This is a genomic window from Mycobacterium sp. (genome assembly GCF_004298145.1).
GTDB lineage: Bacteria > Actinomycetota > Actinomycetes > Mycobacteriales > Mycobacteriaceae > Mycobacterium.
In genome coordinates this window covers 153783-171299 of the sequence record NZ_SCRH01000054.1, presented here as the reverse complement: position 1 = coordinate 171299, position 17517 = coordinate 153783, and the positions used below count along the sequence as shown (strand labels likewise).

Annotated in this window: 16 protein-coding genes; 3 read left to right on the top strand and 13 right to left on the bottom strand. The window is 64.9% G+C overall.

Annotation, left to right across the window (positions count from 1 at the left end):
* The first annotated feature begins 936 nt into the window (after positions 1-936).
* Positions 937-1461 carry a CAP domain-containing protein gene (locus tag EPN51_RS23845; protein ID WP_293047580.1) on the top strand — a complete coding sequence of 175 codons (525 nt, stop codon included), beginning with the start codon at positions 937-939 and terminating at the stop codon, positions 1459-1461.
* Positions 1462-1506: 45 nt separating this feature from the next.
* Here EPN51_RS23845 and EPN51_RS23840 read toward each other — a convergent pair whose 3' ends face one another.
* Entirely contained in the window at positions 1507-2274 is a 768-nt protein-coding gene (locus tag EPN51_RS23840) for an FCD domain-containing protein (RefSeq protein WP_293047593.1), read from the bottom strand.
* A 205-nt stretch (positions 2275-2479) separates the two neighbouring features.
* On the bottom strand, positions 2480-3259 hold the full coding sequence (locus EPN51_RS23835; RefSeq protein ID WP_293047578.1) for a GntR family transcriptional regulator: 780 nt from the start codon (positions 3257-3259) through the stop codon (positions 2480-2482).
* A 161-nt stretch (positions 3260-3420) separates the two neighbouring features.
* Here EPN51_RS23835 and EPN51_RS23830 point away from each other — a divergent pair, with 161 nt between their 5' ends.
* Complete coding sequence (locus EPN51_RS23830; protein WP_293047576.1) at positions 3421-5715, top strand: acyl-CoA dehydrogenase family protein; 2295 nt, start codon at positions 3421-3423, stop codon at positions 5713-5715.
* Here the strand turns inward: EPN51_RS23830 and EPN51_RS23825 are convergent.
* Genes EPN51_RS23825 through EPN51_RS23775 form a run of 11 tightly spaced genes read right to left on the bottom strand, consistent with a single transcriptional unit; the run spans position 5712 to position 17079 of the window.
* Entirely contained in the window at positions 5712-6707 is a 996-nt protein-coding gene (locus EPN51_RS23825; RefSeq protein ID WP_293047574.1) for an acyl-CoA dehydrogenase family protein, read from the bottom strand. The two genes, EPN51_RS23830 and EPN51_RS23825, sit on opposite strands and share 4 nt — an antisense overlap.
* A gap of 24 nt (positions 6708-6731) precedes the next feature.
* A complete protein-coding gene (locus EPN51_RS23820) occupies positions 6732-7973 on the bottom strand; it encodes a MaoC family dehydratase N-terminal domain-containing protein (RefSeq protein WP_293047572.1) in 1242 nt (413 codons plus the stop codon).
* Positions 7970-8896 carry a TIGR03619 family F420-dependent LLM class oxidoreductase gene (locus EPN51_RS23815; RefSeq protein WP_293047570.1) on the bottom strand — a complete coding sequence of 309 codons (927 nt, stop codon included), beginning with the start codon at positions 8894-8896 and terminating at the stop codon, positions 7970-7972. The genes EPN51_RS23820 and EPN51_RS23815 overlap by 4 nt, the downstream gene beginning before the upstream one ends.
* Positions 8897-8920: 24 nt before the next feature.
* A complete protein-coding gene (locus EPN51_RS23810; RefSeq protein ID WP_293047568.1) occupies positions 8921-9550 on the bottom strand; it encodes a cysteine hydrolase in 630 nt (209 codons plus the stop codon).
* 38 nt (positions 9551-9588) lie between these two features.
* Positions 9589-10761: an acyl-CoA dehydrogenase family protein gene (locus EPN51_RS23805; RefSeq protein WP_293047566.1), complete on the bottom strand. Its 1173-nt coding sequence runs from the start codon at positions 10759-10761 to the stop codon at positions 9589-9591.
* A gap of 3 nt (positions 10762-10764) precedes the next feature.
* Positions 10765-11619, bottom strand: a complete 855-nt coding sequence (locus tag EPN51_RS23800) for a mycofactocin-coupled SDR family oxidoreductase (protein ID WP_293047565.1) — start codon at positions 11617-11619, stop codon at positions 10765-10767.
* Positions 11620-11643: 24 nt separating this feature from the next.
* Positions 11644-13116 (bottom strand): aldehyde dehydrogenase family protein, encoded by a 1473-nt coding sequence (locus EPN51_RS23795; protein ID WP_293047564.1) that lies wholly within the window; start codon positions 13114-13116, stop codon positions 11644-11646.
* A 37-nt stretch (positions 13117-13153) separates the two neighbouring features.
* Entirely contained in the window at positions 13154-14386 is a 1233-nt protein-coding gene (locus EPN51_RS23790) for a CoA transferase (protein ID WP_293047591.1), read from the bottom strand.
* Between the two features lie 26 nt (positions 14387-14412).
* Positions 14413-15615, bottom strand: coding sequence for a cytochrome P450 (locus EPN51_RS23785; RefSeq protein ID WP_293047562.1), 1203 nt, complete (start codon positions 15613-15615; stop codon positions 14413-14415).
* A 20-nt stretch (positions 15616-15635) separates the two neighbouring features.
* A complete protein-coding gene (locus EPN51_RS23780; RefSeq protein WP_293047560.1) occupies positions 15636-15833 on the bottom strand; it encodes a ferredoxin in 198 nt (65 codons plus the stop codon).
* Positions 15834-15888: 55 nt separating this feature from the next.
* Positions 15889-17079 carry an amidohydrolase family protein gene (locus tag EPN51_RS23775; RefSeq protein ID WP_293047558.1) on the bottom strand — a complete coding sequence of 397 codons (1191 nt, stop codon included), beginning with the start codon at positions 17077-17079 and terminating at the stop codon, positions 15889-15891.
* A gap of 101 nt (positions 17080-17180) precedes the next feature.
* Between EPN51_RS23775 and EPN51_RS23770 the strand changes: the two genes are divergently transcribed.
* Complete coding sequence (locus tag EPN51_RS23770) at positions 17181-17516, top strand: acyl-CoA synthetase (protein WP_293047556.1); 336 nt, start codon at positions 17181-17183, stop codon at positions 17514-17516.
* Position 17517: the final 1 nt, after the last annotated feature.

The window sequence follows — 17517 nt, the reverse complement described above, 5'->3', positions numbered from 1 at the left end:
CCGAGCGCTACCGCCTCTAGCGTCCGGGTCACCATGGATAAAGTCGGTCAGCGGTGGCTGATCAGCGGCTTCGACCCGGTCTAAAGCTGAAGTTGTATCTAAGCCAAGGTCTTACGCGCTGGGGTTGCTGCCAACGACTTCACAATGTGAACGATTTCGGCCCAATAGACTGGCACAGCTTCGTTACTGGTCCCGTTGTGCTGTGGTTCGCGGGATTCTCAAACACGTCCGCGCACCCTTGGCCTGTGACGACGTACGTCGCTCCCGGCCGGTATGGATAGTAGGTCACCGCAGTGAACGAGCCGACCCTATTGCCGCACTGCCCCTGAGAACCTTCAATTGCCAAACACACGACCGATTCGTTGGGGAGGGCGTCCATAGTGCACGGCCCGGGCTTCACAGTGGCCTGCACCATGCGGGTGTCGGAGACCTGAACAACTTCGGGTGGCGTGAGTACCCATGAGCACGAACCGGACTCGGACCCGGCTTCCTCCGACGGCGACGCATTCGAGACACCCGCCAACCCGACGCCAACGAGTGACATGGCTACCAGCGCCGCGAAGAGTGAACTGGAGCGAAACATGGCTAAATCCTATTGGCTAAGCGGGTTTTAGTTGTCGAAGCGTTGAACTTAGGCTCGGCGCAGACGCTGGCAGAAGGCGCATTTCGAACGGCGGGATGGTGCGCGAGAAGCACCCTGGTGAAGTCCAAGTTTCACCCCCGGCATCGATGCGACTGATTATGATGACTCTAGCCCAAGATCTCCAACTAAGTTAGAATTCTTTTGCTCGATCGACGTCAAAATCTTATGATGAGGACCGTGAAGTCGTGCGACCCAACGGCGGCCCCACACTGTCATCCAATTTCGCCGTCGGCGCGTGACGTGACCGCGTACCGGTAACCGGTACCGGGTAGCTGAGGGTCGGGAGGCATGCGATGACATTTGCGATTGGTGCGGCGCGCACCGCACTGCCCCAATCGGCGGTTGTGCTTCTCATCGGGGCGACCGTGTTGGCGCCTAACGCCCAAGCCGACAACGGCAATACCGTTGTGCCCAACAACGCCCGCCTCAACAACAGCGTTTACGTGAACATCAACACCGCTCAACGCCAAAACGGTTGCTGGACCGACTCATTGGTGGACCGCCGACTGACGGATGCTGCCCGCCGGCACACTCTCGACGTCCTCAACAACCCTGACATCAACGGTGACATCGGATCCGATGGGTCCAACCCCCAGGACCGCGCTCGTGACGCCGGATTCAACGGCAAGGCGGCCGAAACCGTGGCGATCGTGCCCTCCATCGCAATCAACGCCGTACAAGTCCTCGGCCAGTGGTGGTGGGACCCGCCATCGCGGGCCCTCATGCAGGATTGCGCTAACACCGCCATCGGCGTCTGGTCGGAAAACAGCCTGAACCGCTCGGTGCTGGTGGCGGTGTACGGCCAGCCAACCGTATAACGCGAATCACGTTGTTTCCCTACAGCATTTCGTGGTTTGAGCCGGTCAATCCATCACGTCGCGGACCTTGATCGTTGGCAGCAACTTCTGCAGAATCCTCCGCGAATTGTCCATGTGCCGGCGCCAATGCGCCTCAGCGGCATCGCCATCACGCGCCCGGAGCAACTCAATGAGCTGGCGATACGAACGCACGAGCTTGTCGTAGTCACCCTTGGGAACGCTGCGCTTGCGCACAATCGCCACCGCAGTGTGCCGTTCGGTGATCTCGTGAAGCATCCCCGCGATCATGCTCAGCGTCGCGTTGCCGGACAGCTCAACAAGCCGGAGGTGGAACCGCGCGGTGACCGAGGCAAATTGTGCAGCCTCGCCGGATTGCGGAAGTTCCTCGAGCAGTATCTGCTCGAGTTCGTCGAATGCCTTGGCCTTGCCATCAGACGCGAGTAGGCGTGCGGCGAGGGGCTCTATGGCGGAGCGCGCGACCAGGACGTCGGCAATGGTTGCGCCCGACAACTCCAGCAACAGGCCGGCTGGGCGCGCGACGATTTCGGGCCCCGGTACCCGGACCCGAGCCCCGGTGCGCGAGCCGCGGCGGACCTCGACGAGGCGCTCGGATTCCAGCACCCGCACCGCCTCGCGTAACGTCGGCCGGCTGACACCGAAATGGGTCATCAGCTCCGGCTCGTTGGGGAGAAAGTCGCCGTCCTTCAGCTTGCCGTCGACGATCATCCGGCGCAGGGTTCCAGCCACCAGCTCCGCGGTCTTCGGAGCGCGCACACCCTGCCTGCCGGGCCCCGCGGGATTCACGGCCGCCATCGGGGCGAGTGGGGGAAGTGATGCCACCGGGCCTCCCAATAGATATTGCGGTCAAGCACCGCCTTGGGCTAAAGCCAAGGGCTGCGCGCTGGACGCTATTCAATCAGCAAGTTTAACAATCAGCACCGAGTGAGATAGCAGACCCATCATATTTCGGCTCGCCAACCTTCGTGAGCCGGCTCGACGCCCTCGCCGGAGTCGGCGCTCACAACAGTATGTCGCGGACTTTGGTCGTCTCATGCCCTTTGAGGAGCGCGTTCGCCGCGTTCTCCATGTGTCTGCGCCAATGGGTTTCGGCTTCGGCGCCGTCGCGCGCCGCGACGAGATCTGCGAGCCGACGATACGACTTCATCATTTTTTCGTACTGGGTCTTCGAGAGGGTCACATCGCGGATTGCCGAGGTGGTGTGGCGTTCGGAGATTTCGTGCAACATGCCCGCGAGCAGGCCCAACGTGGTATTTCCGGACAGTTCGACCACCCGGCGATGGAGATTGGCCGATGCGCTGGCCAGTTGGCCGGCTTCCCACGCTGCGGGAATTTCGTTGACTATGTGCACCAGTTCCTGGTGTGCACGATCGTTTCCTTCGTCCGCCAAGAGTCTGGCTGCCGGGGGCTCGATCGCGGTGCGGGCCGTCATGACGTCGGCCAGGGTCGCACCCGACAACTCCAGGAGTAAGCACGCTGGGCGCGCCACGATCTCGGGCCCCGGAACACACACACGCGCACCGGTGCGCGAGCCACGGCGCACCTCGACCAGCCGGTCGGATTCCAGGACGCGCACGGCCTCGCGTAACGTCGGCCGGCTCACCTGGAAATGTTCCATCAATTCTTTTTCGTGCGGCAGGAAGTCGCCGTCGCCAAGCTGGCCGTCGACGATCATCCGGCGCAATGTGCCCGCGACCAACTCGGCGGTCTTGGGTGAGCGAACGGCACCCGGTGCGGCTTCGGGGGTGATCATCGGCGCCAGGGGTCGCGGCTGAGCCATCGTGACCTCCGGATCCCGGATAAGTTATACAACCCAGTAAACCATGTAATCATGCTCGACGCGCAACGGGCGGTGCGTCGCGGGGCGGGCTTGACGAAGTGAGCGCTCACGGTAGAGACTTCTACACATAAATAACCAAGTTAACTATCTAAGGTTGCGCGATGTCACCCGACGACTGGCGTCAACGTCTGCAAAATCTGATGGCCGAGTTCGGCCGACACCAGGCCGAGGCGAAAACCAAGGCGAAGTCCGAAGGTGTGAAGGTCGATCGGATTGCCGTTGCAAAAGCCTGGCAGGCGGAACTCGTCGACAATGAGCTCGCCGGCCCTGGCTGGCCCAAAGCCGCTGGGGGCCTTGAATTATCCCTTGCGGATCAACTCGATTACTACCGGATGACCAGTGCCGCGGGAATGCCCGCGCACCCGTGCCAAACGTCTTTCATCGTGGCGCCGGTGCTCATCAAATTCGGTACCCCCGAGCAACAGCACCGCTTTCTGCGGCCGCTGCTGCGTGCCGACGAGTTCTGGTGCCAGGGGTTTTCCGAACCGGGGGCCGGCAGCGACCTGGCCTCGCTGTCCACCCGCGCGGTTCGCGACGGCGACACCTACCGTGTCAACGGGCAAAAGGTCTGGACGACGATGGCGACCCAAGCCAATTGGATGTTCGCACTGGTGCGCACGGGCGCGCCCGGACGCGGCGCCGAGGGCATCACCTATCTGCTCATCTCGATGCACAGTCCCGGCATAACGGTGCGGCCGCTTCGCGACATCAGCGGCGGAGCGCATTTCGCCGAGGTGTTCTTCGATGACGTCGAGGTTCCCGCGTCGCAGCGGGTCGGCGAGGAGGGCAAGGGCTGGTCGATCATGCGCACGTCGCTCGGACACGAGCGGGCGACCGCGTTCCTCGCCGACGAGTTCAAGTTCCGCCGCACCGTGGATCAGGTGCTCGACCTCGTGGTGGAGCAAGGCATCGACTCGGATCCGCTGGTGCGGCAAGAGATCGCGCGGATGGAGTCCGGGGTGCGCGCCATCGCCGCCAACAGCGCCCGGGCGCTTGACGCGGTGCTACGCGGCGAGGACCCCGGCGGTGTCGCATCGGTGAACCGGCTGGTGAAGTCGAAGTTTGAACAGCAGATGCACACGCTTGCGTTGCGCGCGGCGGGCCCGCACGCAATGCTGGGCAGCCGGGCGCCGGACGCGGTGGACGGTGGCCGCTGGACCTACGGTTATTTGAAGACGCGGGCCAGCACTATCGGTGCGGGCACGGCCGAGATTCAGCGCAACACCATCGCCGAATCCGTACTCGGCCTGCCGTCGCACCGCGGCGAAGGCACCCGTTCGGCGGCCGTTGTGCCAGGCGCGCCGCTCGCCGTCTCCGATGAGAGTGAGTCCGAACTCCGCGAGGTCTTGGCCAAGGCGCTCGACGCGCGCGTGAGCCTGGATGCGTTGCTCGATACCGAACGCGCAGTCGACGCCGCTGACCCGGCCGTCTGGTCGGCGCTGGTCGAGTTCGGGCTCCCCGGGCTTGCGCTCGGTGAATCGCTCGGGGGAGCCGGGGCGCCGCCGAGGTTGCTGTACGCGGCGATCGAGGAGGCGGCCAAAGCCCTGGCGCCGGCCCCGCTGGTGCCCAGCGTGATGGCGCTGGAGGTCGCGACCGCCGCCGGGGCGCCTGCGGCCGCTGAACGGATCGCGAGCGGCGTACCGGCGGCCTTCGCGATTCCGCTCGACGAGACGGGTTGGGTCATGAGCGGTGCGGAGCTTCCTCGATGGGACGGATCACTCAGCGGGAAGGTACATCCCGTGATCGGGGCGCCCGGCGCCGAGCTGCTTCTCGTGCTGGCCTCGTCGGTCGACGGCGAGGTGCTCGTATTGGTGGAAGCCGCGGGCGAAGGGGTGATCGTGAAGGCGGAGCAACCGCTCGACCTCACCGCCACCGTTGGCTCGGTGACCTTCGAGGCAGCGCCTGCAGAAGTGTTGGCAGACGGCAAGAACCTGAGGCACGCGCTGGAAAAGGCAAGGCGGCGAGCCCTGTTGGCGGCGGCCGCGGACTCGATCGGCGTGGGCGGCGGTGCGCTTCGCATGGCGGTGGCGTGGGCCGGCGAGCGCGAGCAGTTCGGCCGAAAGATCGGCAGATTCCAGGCCATTTCGCACCGCTGCGCCGACATGCTCGTGGCCCTGGAGGCCGCGCGCAGTCAGGTCTTCGCCGCGGCCGAAGCCGATGAACCCAGCGCCGTGGACTGCATGCTGGCGGCGGCCGCGGCGTTCGACGCCGCGGTGTTCGCGGCCGAACGGTCGATCCAGATCCACGGTGGCATCGGCTTCACGTGGGAGCACCCGGCGCATCTGCTGCTGCGGCGCGCACGCGCAAACGCGGTGGCCATGGGGCGGCCCGAAACCTTGCGTGACCGTGCGGTCCTCGAGCTGTTGGCCGCACGCGCCCGCCGAGCGAACGCCTAGGGAACGGATGGAGCGGAGTGCAGCAGGATGCCCTGTTGCACTCGTACGCTGCCGGACAACTGATCGAGTAAGTGCGCCCGGGTCAGCAACAGGTGGGCATCGTGCTCCCACGTATAGCCCATACCGCCGTGGATCTGAACGTTGGCTCGTGCGTTGTCGAGTGCGGCGGCGGTAGCGATTCGCTTCGCCGCCGCAACCTGAAACTCCGCGTCGGAGCGACGATCACGCATCGCGAGAGCCGAAAAGTGAAGTAGCGAGGCCGCCGCTTCGGCGCTCATCGTCATGTCGGCGCATCGGTGCTTGATCGCCTGATTGATGCCGATGGGACGCCCGAACTGGACCCGTTCCTTCGCATAGGCCACGCTCGCATCTCGGGCGGCCTCGGCAACACCGACGAGCATCGCGGCCGTGAGCAGGGTGCCGAGCAGCATGATCTCGTCACGTGCGGCCGGTGGAACCGGTACCGGCTCAGCCAGGCTGGACAACCGGGTCAGGTGAACCGAGGGGTCGAGCCCTTCGGCCGCTGCACCACCCTCCTGCGGTGCACGAAACAGCCCCGCGGGATTGCCGGCCCGGACGACGAGGGCGGCACCGTCAAGATCGATGACATCGAAATCGCCTGCAGCTTGCGGCAATCCGAGCGCGACTCGCTTCGCCCCGGACGTCACGTCATCGCGTAGCTCGCCGTCGCCCGCCGCGTGCGCGAACCGGCCGGCCAGCACCGAAGCCAGGAAGTTCACCGGGGCGAGTCGCCGCCCGATCACCTGAAACACGAGAGCTTCCTCGACAACCGGGCAGTTCGATCCACCGGCCTCCTCGGGCAGGCCGAGCGAGAACATCCCGAGCTCGGCGGCGCCACGCCACAGCTCGGGCCCCCCAGGCGTTCCCGCGTCCACCAGGGAATGGCGCACCGATTTCGGTAACTCCTTGTCGAGGAAATGCTCGACGGTGGCGGTCAAGTCGAGTTGGTCACGCGACGGCAGCAGATCCATGCGGATCCCTTCTTCCTCGGTTCATCAGCCGATGCTGAATCGGGCCAACTCGTGCTCGAGCATGCCGTCCAGGTCGGGTGCGGGCGGTTCGGGCAGGGCCACCGGGGTATCCCGGGTGGGCAGCAACACCACCGCCGTGCCCGGGGTGCTGGTTTCACCGCGTTGATTCTCACACCAGACCTTGAGGTGAATTTCGTTGTGGCCGTTCGACTGCTGTTTGTCGACGACTTCGCCGCGGACCCAGGTGACGTCGCCGATGTAGTTGAACTTGCGGTGTTCGCAGCGCAGTTTCCACAGCCAGGCGTCATCGCCCATCCAGTCGGTGATGAGGTGGGTCAGCCAGGTTTCGCGCATTCCGCCGTAGTCGTAGGAGTTGGGCAGTCCGAGTTCCTTAGCGCGTTGCGGCTCCCAGTGCAGGCGCTGCACCGTGTCGGGGATGTTCAGCCCGTTGCGCGGGTAGAGCCCAGGTGCCTTGCGGCGGATTCTCGCCGCTATGCCAAATGAACCGGGCGGAGTGAGCTGCATTCCCCAACCCAAGTGCCACACAACAACATCCGTCGTCGTCAACGGGCCCTTCACTCGGGGCTGCAATTGGTCGCCGACGCGCACGTCCTCGAAATAGCGTGGCTCGGCACCGCGACGAGTCTCGGCCGCATACGCGGCGTCGATTTCGGCGATCTGCTCATCGGTGTAGGGGAGCTGTTCCAGCTTCTCCTTGGCGCGCTTGCGCGACGTGTGCCGCTCGGCGTTGATCCACGTGCCGCGCCGGACGGCGTGCATCTCACCGCGCCCGTTGGTGTAGAGGTAGTCGTGGGTGATGTGCACTGTGCGGCCGCCGAAGCTGCTGGGCTTGGGCCGCACGCCGACCTGGGCTTGCAGCACCTCGCAGCGATCGCCGAGTAGCAGTGGGCGCCACCATTCGAATTCCATCACTGCCTGGTATGACCCGAGACCGGCGAAGGGGTCTCCCTTGAGCAACGCCTTCGTCTCGGGATCCGGCTTCGGCGCGGCGTCGTCGCCCATGGTGTACAGGAAGTTCGGCGGCGCGATCAGCGCTCCCCAGCGGGTCTTCGCGGCGTATTCGGGGTCGCAATACAACGGATTGTCGTCGCCGTAGCCGTAGGCGAAGTGCCGCGTCCCGTCAGCCGTCACCTCGTAGTTGTGTGGCGAGTTCGGTTGCGGCTGGGGCACACCCAATCGCAACCGGGATCGCTCGATGGCCTCGTCGGTCAGCACGCCGAATTCGGTGCTGCTGGTCTCGGTCACGGTGTCTTCTCCTTCTCGATGAATTCCTCACCGAACCAGGTGAGCGCGCCGGTCGCTGCCGCAACCGAATGTGCCGGTGTGCGCACAACGAAGTGGGTCACCCCGGCCCCGGCGAGCTCCCCGATGTGGTCGTGAAGGCGCTCGGCGGAAACTGCCGCCTCGACCAACGCACTGTGCGGTGATAGGACCTGAATAGCGATCGAGGCTGGATCGCGGCCGGCCTCCGCCACGAGCTGACGCAGGTCGTCGATGTAATCGGCCAGTCGGGTGACGTCCGTGATGGCGGGCATCCGCGTGGTTGCGGCGACCTCCTCACTGGTGACGAGCGGACTCCACCCTTGGCCGAACCGCGCGACACGGCGCCGTGCGTTGCGGCCGTTACCGCCGATCCACACCGGGGGGTGCGGCCGCTGGGCCGGGCCGGGCACCATCGTCACTCCGCGAGCACTGAAACGCGATCCCGCGTAATGGAATTCTTCGTTGGTACACACCCCGCTGAGAACCTCGAGCGCCTCGTCGAACAACGCGCCCCGCTCGTCGAAATCAGCACCCAAGGCCGAGAACTCCGATCGCAGATAGCCGCCACCGGCAGCGACGATCAGTCTGCCCCCGGAGAGCACGTCGAGGGACACGATCGACTTGGCGGCCAGCAACGGGTTTCGGTAAGGCAGCACCAACAGGTAAGGCATCACGGCGAGCGACGTGGTGGACGCCGCGACAAACGACAGCGCCGCGACCGGATCCAATGTCGCGTGCCCCCCGCCACGCAACCACTTCAGCGAAGGCGCCGGATGCTCGGTGAACGCGATGGCCGTGAAGCCCGCCCGTTCTGCCGTCTGCGCGAACAGCGGCAGACCCGCCGGCCCGTACAGGTCGGGCTCGCAATCCGCCCGCCCGATCGGGTGCTCAGCCGTGAAATACATTGCCGCTCACCTTCTCAACACGCATCAGCAGTGCGCGACCGACGGCAGTGCGGCCAGCACGTCGTCCGTGGTGGTCACGGTGGCCAGCAACCGGATGATGTTCTCGATCTGAAACCCGTGGATCTCCGCGCTGCTGCCGGCGACGGCGTCCTCGGGCACAACGGCTGTGAATTCGCGGTTGATCGCCTCGAGACACGTTCCCGGCACTCCGACGTTGGTCGAGACGCCCGTAACGATCACGGTCTCGACACCGCGTTGCCGCAGTATCGATTCCAGCTCCGTGCCGTGAAACGGGGTCAGTCCGTGCCGTCGTTGCGAAACGTAGTCCGCCGCTCGTGGCGTGAGGTCCGGGTGGATCTCGGCCGACTTCTTGCCCTCTACGCAGTACCCCCGCTTGACCAGCAAACCCAGCAGCAGGCACGACGCCGTCGTCCCCAGCCCGTCGCGTCGCAAGACGATGGTCGAATGCACCACCAGTGCCCCGGCACCGCGACAGGCATCGGCGAGGGCCGCAATACGTTTCGTTATCGCGCGTTTGGTGGCTTGTTGCGCCAGCTCCACGTTGGCCTGAAATTCAAGGTCCAGCATCGCGTTCTGGCATTCGTTGATGATGAGCGCTACTCGGCGGCCGGGTTCGAGCCCGCGGACGGTCATGACTTCTCCTGTAGTTCGATAGTTTAGCGGTTCGATGGTCAGCGGGGGAGGCCCAGCAGGCGCTCACCGATGATGTTGCGTTGAATCTCGGAGGTGCCGCCCCCGATGGAGTCGGCGAGGCTGTAAAGGTAGCCGCCAGTCCACCCTCCGTCGATGTAACGGTGGGTGAACCGAAGTGCAGCCGGGCCGAGGATGTCCATCGCCAGCCGGAACAACCGCTGGTGTACCTCGGCGAAATACAGCTTGACGACCGAACCTTCCGGACCCGGCGTCGCGGTGCGGGCGCTGCGCGACACGACGGCGAAGGTCATCGCGCGCAGCGCCGCAACCTCTGCTCGCAGATCGGCGATGCGGCAGGATATTTCAACGTCGGCCAGCGCGGTGCGCTTACCGTCCGGCCCCGTGGTTTCCCGAGCGAGGTCGATGAGGCGCTCGGTTTCCTTGTGCAGGGCGACCTGGTGCGCCATGAACGCCGTGCCGCGCTCGAATGAGAGGGTGGACATGGCGACGCTCCACCCGTCGCCGACCCTGCCGACCACATTGCTCACTGGGATGCGGACGTCGTCGTAGAAGACCTCGGCGAAATGCGCGTCACGGGCCGGGGTTTTGATTGGCCGGACGTCGACGCCCGGGTTGTGCATGTCGTTGATGACCCAGGTGATGCCCTGATGTTTGGTGCCGCTCGGGTCCGTGCGGACCAGAAGCTCCTGATAGTCGGCGCAGTCCGCGTAGCTGGTCCAGATCTTCTGCCCGTTGACGACGAGCTCATCGCCGTCGAGTTCCGCGCGCGTGCGCAGCGAGGCGAGGTCTGATCCCGCGTCCGGCTCCGAAAAGCCCTGGCACCACACGGATTCTCCACGCAGGATGCGCGGCAGGTGAAACGCCTTCTGCTGTTCGCTACCGCGCGCGATGAGGGTCGGCCCACCGTGGTTCAGGCCCACGAAGTTGACTCCGACGTCGGGGCCGTCGGCCAACGCGTATTCCTCGTGCCAGATGAGTTGCTGGGTCAGCGTCATGCCGCGCCCGCCGTACTCACGGGGCCACGCGATCCCTGCCCATCCTCCCTCGTACTGGGTGCGCTGCCACGCCAGGTCGAATTCGCGAAGCGGTCCGGGGTCGACGGGTTGTTGCTCGCGAGGTACGTGCTTGCGCAGCCAGGTGCGCACCTCGTCGCGGAACTCCTTGTCCTGCGCGCAGAAAGCGATATCCACGAGTCAGATCGCGTGCTTCAACATCGCGCCGGCGTCGACCTTGAACTGGCTGCCGGTGATGTACCGCGACTCGTCGGATGCAAGGAAGCAGACGACGCTCGACACGTCGTCCGGCTCCACATACGGCACCGGCATGGCTTGCATGGCGGGGAAGGCGAGCAGGGCGTCGTCGCGCGTCGGCTCCGGCAGATCGGGCCGGAAGATCCGGTACATCGGATCGCTGTTCAGCATCGCGGTGTTGCAGTTCGTCGGGTGGATCACGTTGGCCCGGATGGATTGCGATGCCAGTTGTGCGGCAAGCTGTTTCGTGTACTGATCGACCATCTGCTTGGCGAAGTTGTATCCCGCACCTCCGGGCCCCACGGGTCCGACGTCCGCGCTGCCCGCCGCCATCAGCCCGGCGATGGAACCCGTAGTGATGATGGACGCGCCGGCCTTGAGATAGGGCAGCGCGGCGTGAACGGTGTTCACCACACCGACGAAGTCGACGTCGAACGCGTCGGCGAACGCGTCGACACCTTTGGCGGTCCCGAGTGGGCAGATGCCGGCATTGGCCACCACCACGTCGAGGGCGCCATCGAACTCGTCGAGTGCGGTGGCCAGCGCCGCAACGACGGCCGCCTTGTCCCGCACGTCGACCTCGGCGGTGACGGCGCGTCGCCCGTACTTCTCCACCCCCAACTTGGCCTCTTCGAGATCGCGAGGCGTCGCGAGCGGATAGTCGTTCGTGACGATGTCCTCGCAGATGTCGAAGAGCACGACATCGGCGCCTTCTTCGGCCAGTTTGACGGCATGACTGCGGCCCTGACCGCGCGCCCCGCCGGTGATCAGAACGACCTTGTCCTGCACTCGTCCCATTGCTTTATGCCTTTCCCAGTTTTGTCAGCCGCCCGCGACGGGCCAGTGCACCGTTTTGGCTTCGAGGAACTCCTCCAGCCCGAAGGCGCCCCATTCGCGTCCCAACCCGCTCTGCTTGTAACCCCCGAACGGACCGTGCGGCGAGAGACCCGGGCCGCCACCGTTGACGGCAATGAGGCCGGCACGGATTCGCTTGGCGATTCCGTACGCGCGCACCGGGTCTTTGGCCCAGACGCCACCGGCTAGGCCGTAGTCACTGGCGTTGGCCAGGCGCACCGCCTCGTCGTCGTCGTCGAAGGGGATGACGACGCCGACGGGGCCGAAGAATTCCCGCTGCGCCACGGCCATCTCGTTTTTCACGCCCGTCATCAGCGTCGGCTCGACGAAGAAGCCGGTGTCCAGCCCCGCGGGACGGCCGCCACCGAAGGCGATCTCCGCGCCCTCTGCCACACCGGTGGCAATCAGGCTTTCGACCTTGTCCCGTTGGGCGGCGCTGATCAGTGGGCCCATCATCGTCGACCCGTCTCGCGGGTCACCCACCGAGATGTGCTGCAGTGTGGCAGTGGCCATGCCTACGAGCTCGTCGTAGCGCGAGCGGTGCACCAGTGTCCTGGTGAGTAGCGCACAGCCCTGCCCCGCGTGCGTGACCATGTTCTGTATCACCGTCGGCAGCACCTTGGACAGATCGGCGTCATCGCAGACGATGTTGGCCGACTTTCCGCCGAGCTCGAGGACGACCTTTTTCAGGGTCGAGGAAGCCTGGTTGGCGACCAGACGACCCACCGTGTCGGACCCGGTGAAGCTGACCAGATCGATCATGGGGTTCGTGGTGAGTTCCTGGCCCGCGTCGATATCACCGGTCACGACATTGAGCACACCCGCGGGCAGGCCGGCTTCCTGCGCGATTTCGCCGAGCACAAAGGCTTCCAAAGGCGTCGTCGGAGCGGGTTTCAACACCGCGGTACAGCCGGCGGCGAGTGCGGGCGCCACCTTGAAGAGGTTCAGGAACAGCGGGAAGTTGTAGGCCGAGATCAATGCGGCCACACCGGCGGGCTCCTTGAGCACGACGCCTTGGCCGAGTCCCTGACCGACCAGGGGCAGCATCGGCTGTTCGAACGCGAAGGTCGTCAGCACGCGTTCGGCCGTGTCCCGGAAATGCTCGAGCGGAATACCTACTTGGAGCGTCTCGGAAAGCATCCGCACCGAACCGGCTTCGGCGATGTTCAGTTCGATCAGCTCCGCCCGGCGCCGGTCCAGGACGTCTGCCATCCGCACCAGGACGGCGGACCGCTCCCGCGGTGACATCCGCGGCCACGGACCGTCATCGAAGGCCCTCCGCGCGGATTCGATGGCCCGCACCACGTCCTTCTGGCTGGCCTGCGCGGCGGTGCCTATCACCGTTTCGGTGGCTGGGTTCACCACCTCCACAACGGATTCGGACTCGCCATCCGTCCACGCGCCATCGATGAACAGTTGGTAGTGCAACGTCTCTGTCACTGTCCTGTTCTCCTGTCTTGAGCAAACCTCGCGCCGTTCATGTGACGGCACCGTCGATCTTGAGCGCGATGAGCTCGTCATCGGAGAAGCCGCGCTCGCGCAGCACGTCATCGGTGTGCTCGGCGAAGCCCGGTGCGCGCGTGATGCTGAAGGCAGTCTCGTCGAATTGCACCGGGCTCGCGACTAATTCGCGCTCGATACCGTCGGTGTCGGTGACGCCCGCGATCATGCCATTCGCGCGCAGGGCGGTGTCCTGGCTGACTTCCCACGCGTCCTGCACGATGGACCACTGGCCCTCGCCGCGCGAGAGCACCTGCACCCATTCCGACAGCGGCCGGGCGGCCATCAACTCGGCTACGATCTCGGCCGCCGCGGGGGCGTTGGCCATGATCTTCTCGACAGAATCGAACCGTTCATCGCTGACCAGATCGGGCCGGTCGGCAAGTCTGCAGAACTCGGGCCAGTAGCGGCCGGGTTGCAGCATGGCGAGTTCGATGAAACGGCCGTCAGCGGTGCGGTAGGCCCCGATGAGCGGATTGGTCGCCGCCCCGTGCGCCGGCGGCTCCTCTTTCGGCAGCGGCCCGCCCGCCATCAGCGCCAGGTTCACCGAGAACTGTGTTGCCCACGCCCCGACGCCGATCAAGGAAACGTCAACGACCGAGGGCTTGCCCGTCGCAGCCCTCGAGTACAGGGCGGCAGCGATGCCACCGGCGATCGTCATGCCCCCCATCGAATCCCCGTAGGCGCCGGCGGGCATGCGTGGGCTTCGCGGGGAGGAGGGCGAGGTCAGACCCGCCGCACTGCCACCACGCGCCCAGAACGCCGTGCTGTCATAGCCGCCCTTGTCCGCCTCGGGACCGCGCTGGCCGAAACCGCTGCCGCGGACATAGATGATGTCGGGATTGATCGCGCGGATATCGGCAAGCTCTATTCCCAGCCGCTTACGCGGTCCCGGAAGGTAATTGGTGAGGAAGACGTCGCTGGATGCCACCAGTCGTTCCAGAACCGGACGGCAAGCGGGATTGTCCAGTGCCAGGCCGACGCTGCGCTTGCCCCGGTTGGGGCCCTCCATGATCGGGAAGAAGGACGAACCCCCGCTTGCCGTTTCGAGGCCGAGCACCCGAACCAATCCGCGTTGAGCGTCGCCGCGTTCGGCGTGCTCCACCTTGATGACGTCGGCGCCCCAATCGGCGAGCACTGCACCGGCGGCCGGCACGAACGTGAACTGTGCGACCTCGAGGACGCGCACGCCCCGCATCGGTCGCGTCACCGGGACGGGCTCGGAGTCGGTTGTGCTCATACCGTCCATCGCAGGGGGAGCACGTCGATACCGAAGACGCCCCCGGTGTGCTCGACCACGGCCGAGGGGTCGGCGAGCTCGTATTCGGGAATCAACCGGTGCCACTCCTCCAACACCACGGTGATCTCCTGGCGCGCCAGGTGCGAACCCAGGCAGCGGTGCGGGCCCGCACCGAAACCGATGTGCCGCGCCCGCGGCGCATCGAAATCGACTGTGCGGCCGCGCTCGTGTTCTTGCGGGTCACGGTTGGCCATGCCGAGTGGCAGCTCGATGACTTCACCCTCCTTGATCGAGCAGCCGTGGAAGACGACGTCGCGGGTGGCCTTTCGCCCGGTCTGCACGATAGAATACGCGCGCACGAGCTCCTCCACCGCGTGCGGGATGATCGACGGTTCCGAGGCGATTCGCTTGCGATCGGCGTCGTGAGTCGCCAAGTGCAGGAAGGAATACGACAGCTGCGATGCAACGGTGTCGAGGCCGGCCATGAATAGCAACAGCATGCAGGACAAGAGATCCGCATCCAAGGGTTCTTCGCCGTCTATTCGCCAGTCGAGCGCATGACTGACGATGTCATCGCCGCGCTTACTCGGGTCGGCGCGCTTCTCGGCGATGAGCTCCGAGAAGTATCCCGCCACCTCCATCATTGCCGCCGCAGCGATCGATCGGTCGGGATCGCTGTCGGCCGTCGTATGCAGGATCTTGGCTTCCCACCGCATGAAATCCGGCAGTTTATCGATGGGGAGCCCCATGATCTGCAGGAAGATCGTGGTCGGGAAGACCGCCGCGAAATCGGAGTAGAAATCGCATGAGCCGCTGTCGCGAAATTTGTTGATGAGATCCCTTGCGAAGGACCGTTGTTCGTCTTCCAGACCGCGGACGCGACCGGGGGAGAAGTACAGCCCGAGCAGGTGTCGCCACTTGCCATGTTCCGGCGGATCGATCATCATCGGGATCCACTTATATGGGGGGTCGGGTTCTAGCGGTACCACCGAGCTGTTCGAGAAAAGCTCTGGATCCTGCAGCGCTTCCAGAATGACGTCATGATCGGTGAAGACCCAGTAGTCCCGGTCGTCCTTCGCGCGGAAAAACGGACGCGCTTGGCGTTGAAGGTCGTCAAGCCGCAGGAAGTTCGAGCCTCCCGGATCCGGACCGCGAAAGTAGCTGTATTTCTGGACCGGGCAGTCGTGCATCTCGGTCATCGATTCCTCCGTCATGTCTTTTACTTGTCCTCTTCCAGGACGAGCGCCCCCTCCGGGCATGCTGCTACGCCACGGCGCACCCTGTCCTCGATATCCGGCCCGACTTCGCGCGGCTGGAGCACCGAGTAGCCGAAATCATCCAGAGGGAACAGCTCTGGGTCGACGGCGTTGCACTGCGCGTGTCCCATACATTTCTCTTTCTCTAATCGGACTTTCACGTCGTTCCTTTCGCGGGGGCCGGCTTCGGGGGCGTTGGCATATCGCAGGTACCGCTCATACCTTCAACGCGGTTTCGGCGGTACGTGGGAAGCGCAGCATGCGGCGGGCGTTGTCTTCGACGATCAATGCGCACTCGTCGTCGGGAATGTCGGCAAGAACCTCTGCGGCCCGCTTGCGCGAGTTCGGCCAGTTGGAATCCGAGTGGGGAAAGTCGATTTCGAGGGTGATCCGATCGACGCCCACGGTGTGCCGGTTCTGCAAGCCGTGGATGTCATCGATGAAGCAGCCCCAAAAGTGTTGCCGGAACAGGTCCGAAGGCCGCGCGTCGAAGTCGATGGGCTGGTAATAGCGATGGCGCTCCCATACGTAATCGCTGCGCTCTAGTACGTAGGGCACCCAGCCGATGCCGCCTTCGGCCAGCGAGAACTGCAGCTGCGGAAACTGTTGCAGCTTGCCGGAGAACAGCAGGTCCATCGTCGTCCACATCAGATTGGTGGAAAATGCCGTGATCGCGACGGCGAACGGGGCGTCGTTCACTGCGTCCGGTTTGGCGCTGGCGGCCAGCGAGCTGAAAGAGAATCCGGGCACGAAAGAGCCGGAACCGAAGTGCAACGACACCGGCATTTGCGTCTCGGAGCAAACGCTCCAAAGCCGATCCCAGTGGTCGGAGTGAAAGGACGGAAGCCCGAGCGGCACTGGGCTATCGGGGAAGGACACGGTGCGTGCGCCTTTCGCGGCAACCCGCTCCGCCTCCGCGACGGCCTGGTCGATGTCCCAGGTGGGCAAGATCGCCAGCGGGATGTAGCGGTCGGGAGCGGTCGCGCACCATTCGTCGATGTAGAAGTCGTTCCATGCCTTGACGCATAGCAGCGCCAGCTCCTTGTCCTGGGCCCGGTGAAAGGTGCCGCCGGCGAACCCCGGGAACGACGGGAAGCACAGTGCGGACTGGACGCCGTCAAGATCCATGTCCTTGACCCGTGCGTGCGGGTCGTAGCAACCGGGAATCATGTCCTCGTACCGGACCGGGTCCAAGCCCCATTCCTCTTGCGGCTTGCCCGCGACGGCGTTGAGCCCGATGGTCGGGTACGACTCGCCCTCGTACACCCAGATGTGTTTTCCACCCTGCTCGACGATGCGCGGGCCGACTTCCCTGAATTTCTCTGGTAGCCGGTCCTGCCACACGCGCGGGTGCTCCACCAGGTGATCGTCGACCGAAACGATCTGCATGTAGTCCCGGAGCGGCATCGATGCCTCCAGCTGATTCTGACAGTTTGTCTTGATTTCTGACGGGTTGTCTCAGACCATAGAGCGGGAAGACCGAGTCTGTCTAGAGAAACTAGAGAGTAATGAGCGAAGCCGGGTCGGAAAGTGCCAACCCCTCACGCCGCAAGCTCGACGAAGACGATCACGATCTGCTGACATTCGGCGAAGCCGGTGAGCGGCTGCGCATGGAGATCAGCGGCGCGCAGGCCCGCATTGCCGAACTGGAGGCGGCCGGTCCCAACGCTGCGGGCCTGCCGGAGGCGCGGGCAAGGCTTTCCGCGCTACTAGAGGCCGCCCAGCGGAATTCGGCCCAGCCGATCAACGACGAGAACTTCGAGCGATTTTTTGGCTACCCCGGCAAAGCCAAACGCAACGTGGCCCCGGGGCCGGCCAAACCGCACCGCGATCCCGACCGCTAGG

Excerpts from the sequence above, each read along its gene's own strand:
- EPN51_RS23845 (WP_293047580.1), top strand. The coding sequence starts at position 937 with ATGACATTTGCGATTGGTGCGGCGCGCACCGCACTGCCCCAATCGGCG.
- EPN51_RS23840 (WP_293047593.1), bottom strand. The coding sequence starts at position 2,274 with ATGGCGGCCGTGAATCCCGCGGGGCCCGGCAGGCAGGGTGTGCGCGCT.
- EPN51_RS23835 (WP_293047578.1), bottom strand. The coding sequence starts at position 3,259 with ATGGCTCAGCCGCGACCCCTGGCGCCGATGATCACCCCCGAAGCCGCA.
- EPN51_RS23830 (WP_293047576.1), top strand. The coding sequence starts at position 3,421 with ATGTCACCCGACGACTGGCGTCAACGTCTGCAAAATCTGATGGCCGAG.
- EPN51_RS23825 (WP_293047574.1), bottom strand. The coding sequence starts at position 6,707 with ATGGATCTGCTGCCGTCGCGTGACCAACTCGACTTGACCGCCACCGTC.
- EPN51_RS23815 (WP_293047570.1), bottom strand. The coding sequence starts at position 8,896 with ATGTATTTCACGGCTGAGCACCCGATCGGGCGGGCGGATTGCGAGCCC.
- EPN51_RS23810 (WP_293047568.1), bottom strand. The coding sequence starts at position 9,550 with ATGACCGTCCGCGGGCTCGAACCCGGCCGCCGAGTAGCGCTCATCATC.
- EPN51_RS23800 (WP_293047565.1), bottom strand. The coding sequence starts at position 11,619 with ATGGGACGAGTGCAGGACAAGGTCGTTCTGATCACCGGCGGGGCGCGC.
- EPN51_RS23785 (WP_293047562.1), bottom strand. The coding sequence starts at position 15,615 with ATGACCGAGATGCACGACTGCCCGGTCCAGAAATACAGCTACTTTCGC.
- EPN51_RS23775 (WP_293047558.1), bottom strand. The coding sequence starts at position 17,079 with ATGCCGCTCCGGGACTACATGCAGATCGTTTCGGTCGACGATCACCTG.
- EPN51_RS23770 (WP_293047556.1), top strand. The coding sequence starts at position 17,181 with ATGAGCGAAGCCGGGTCGGAAAGTGCCAACCCCTCACGCCGCAAGCTC.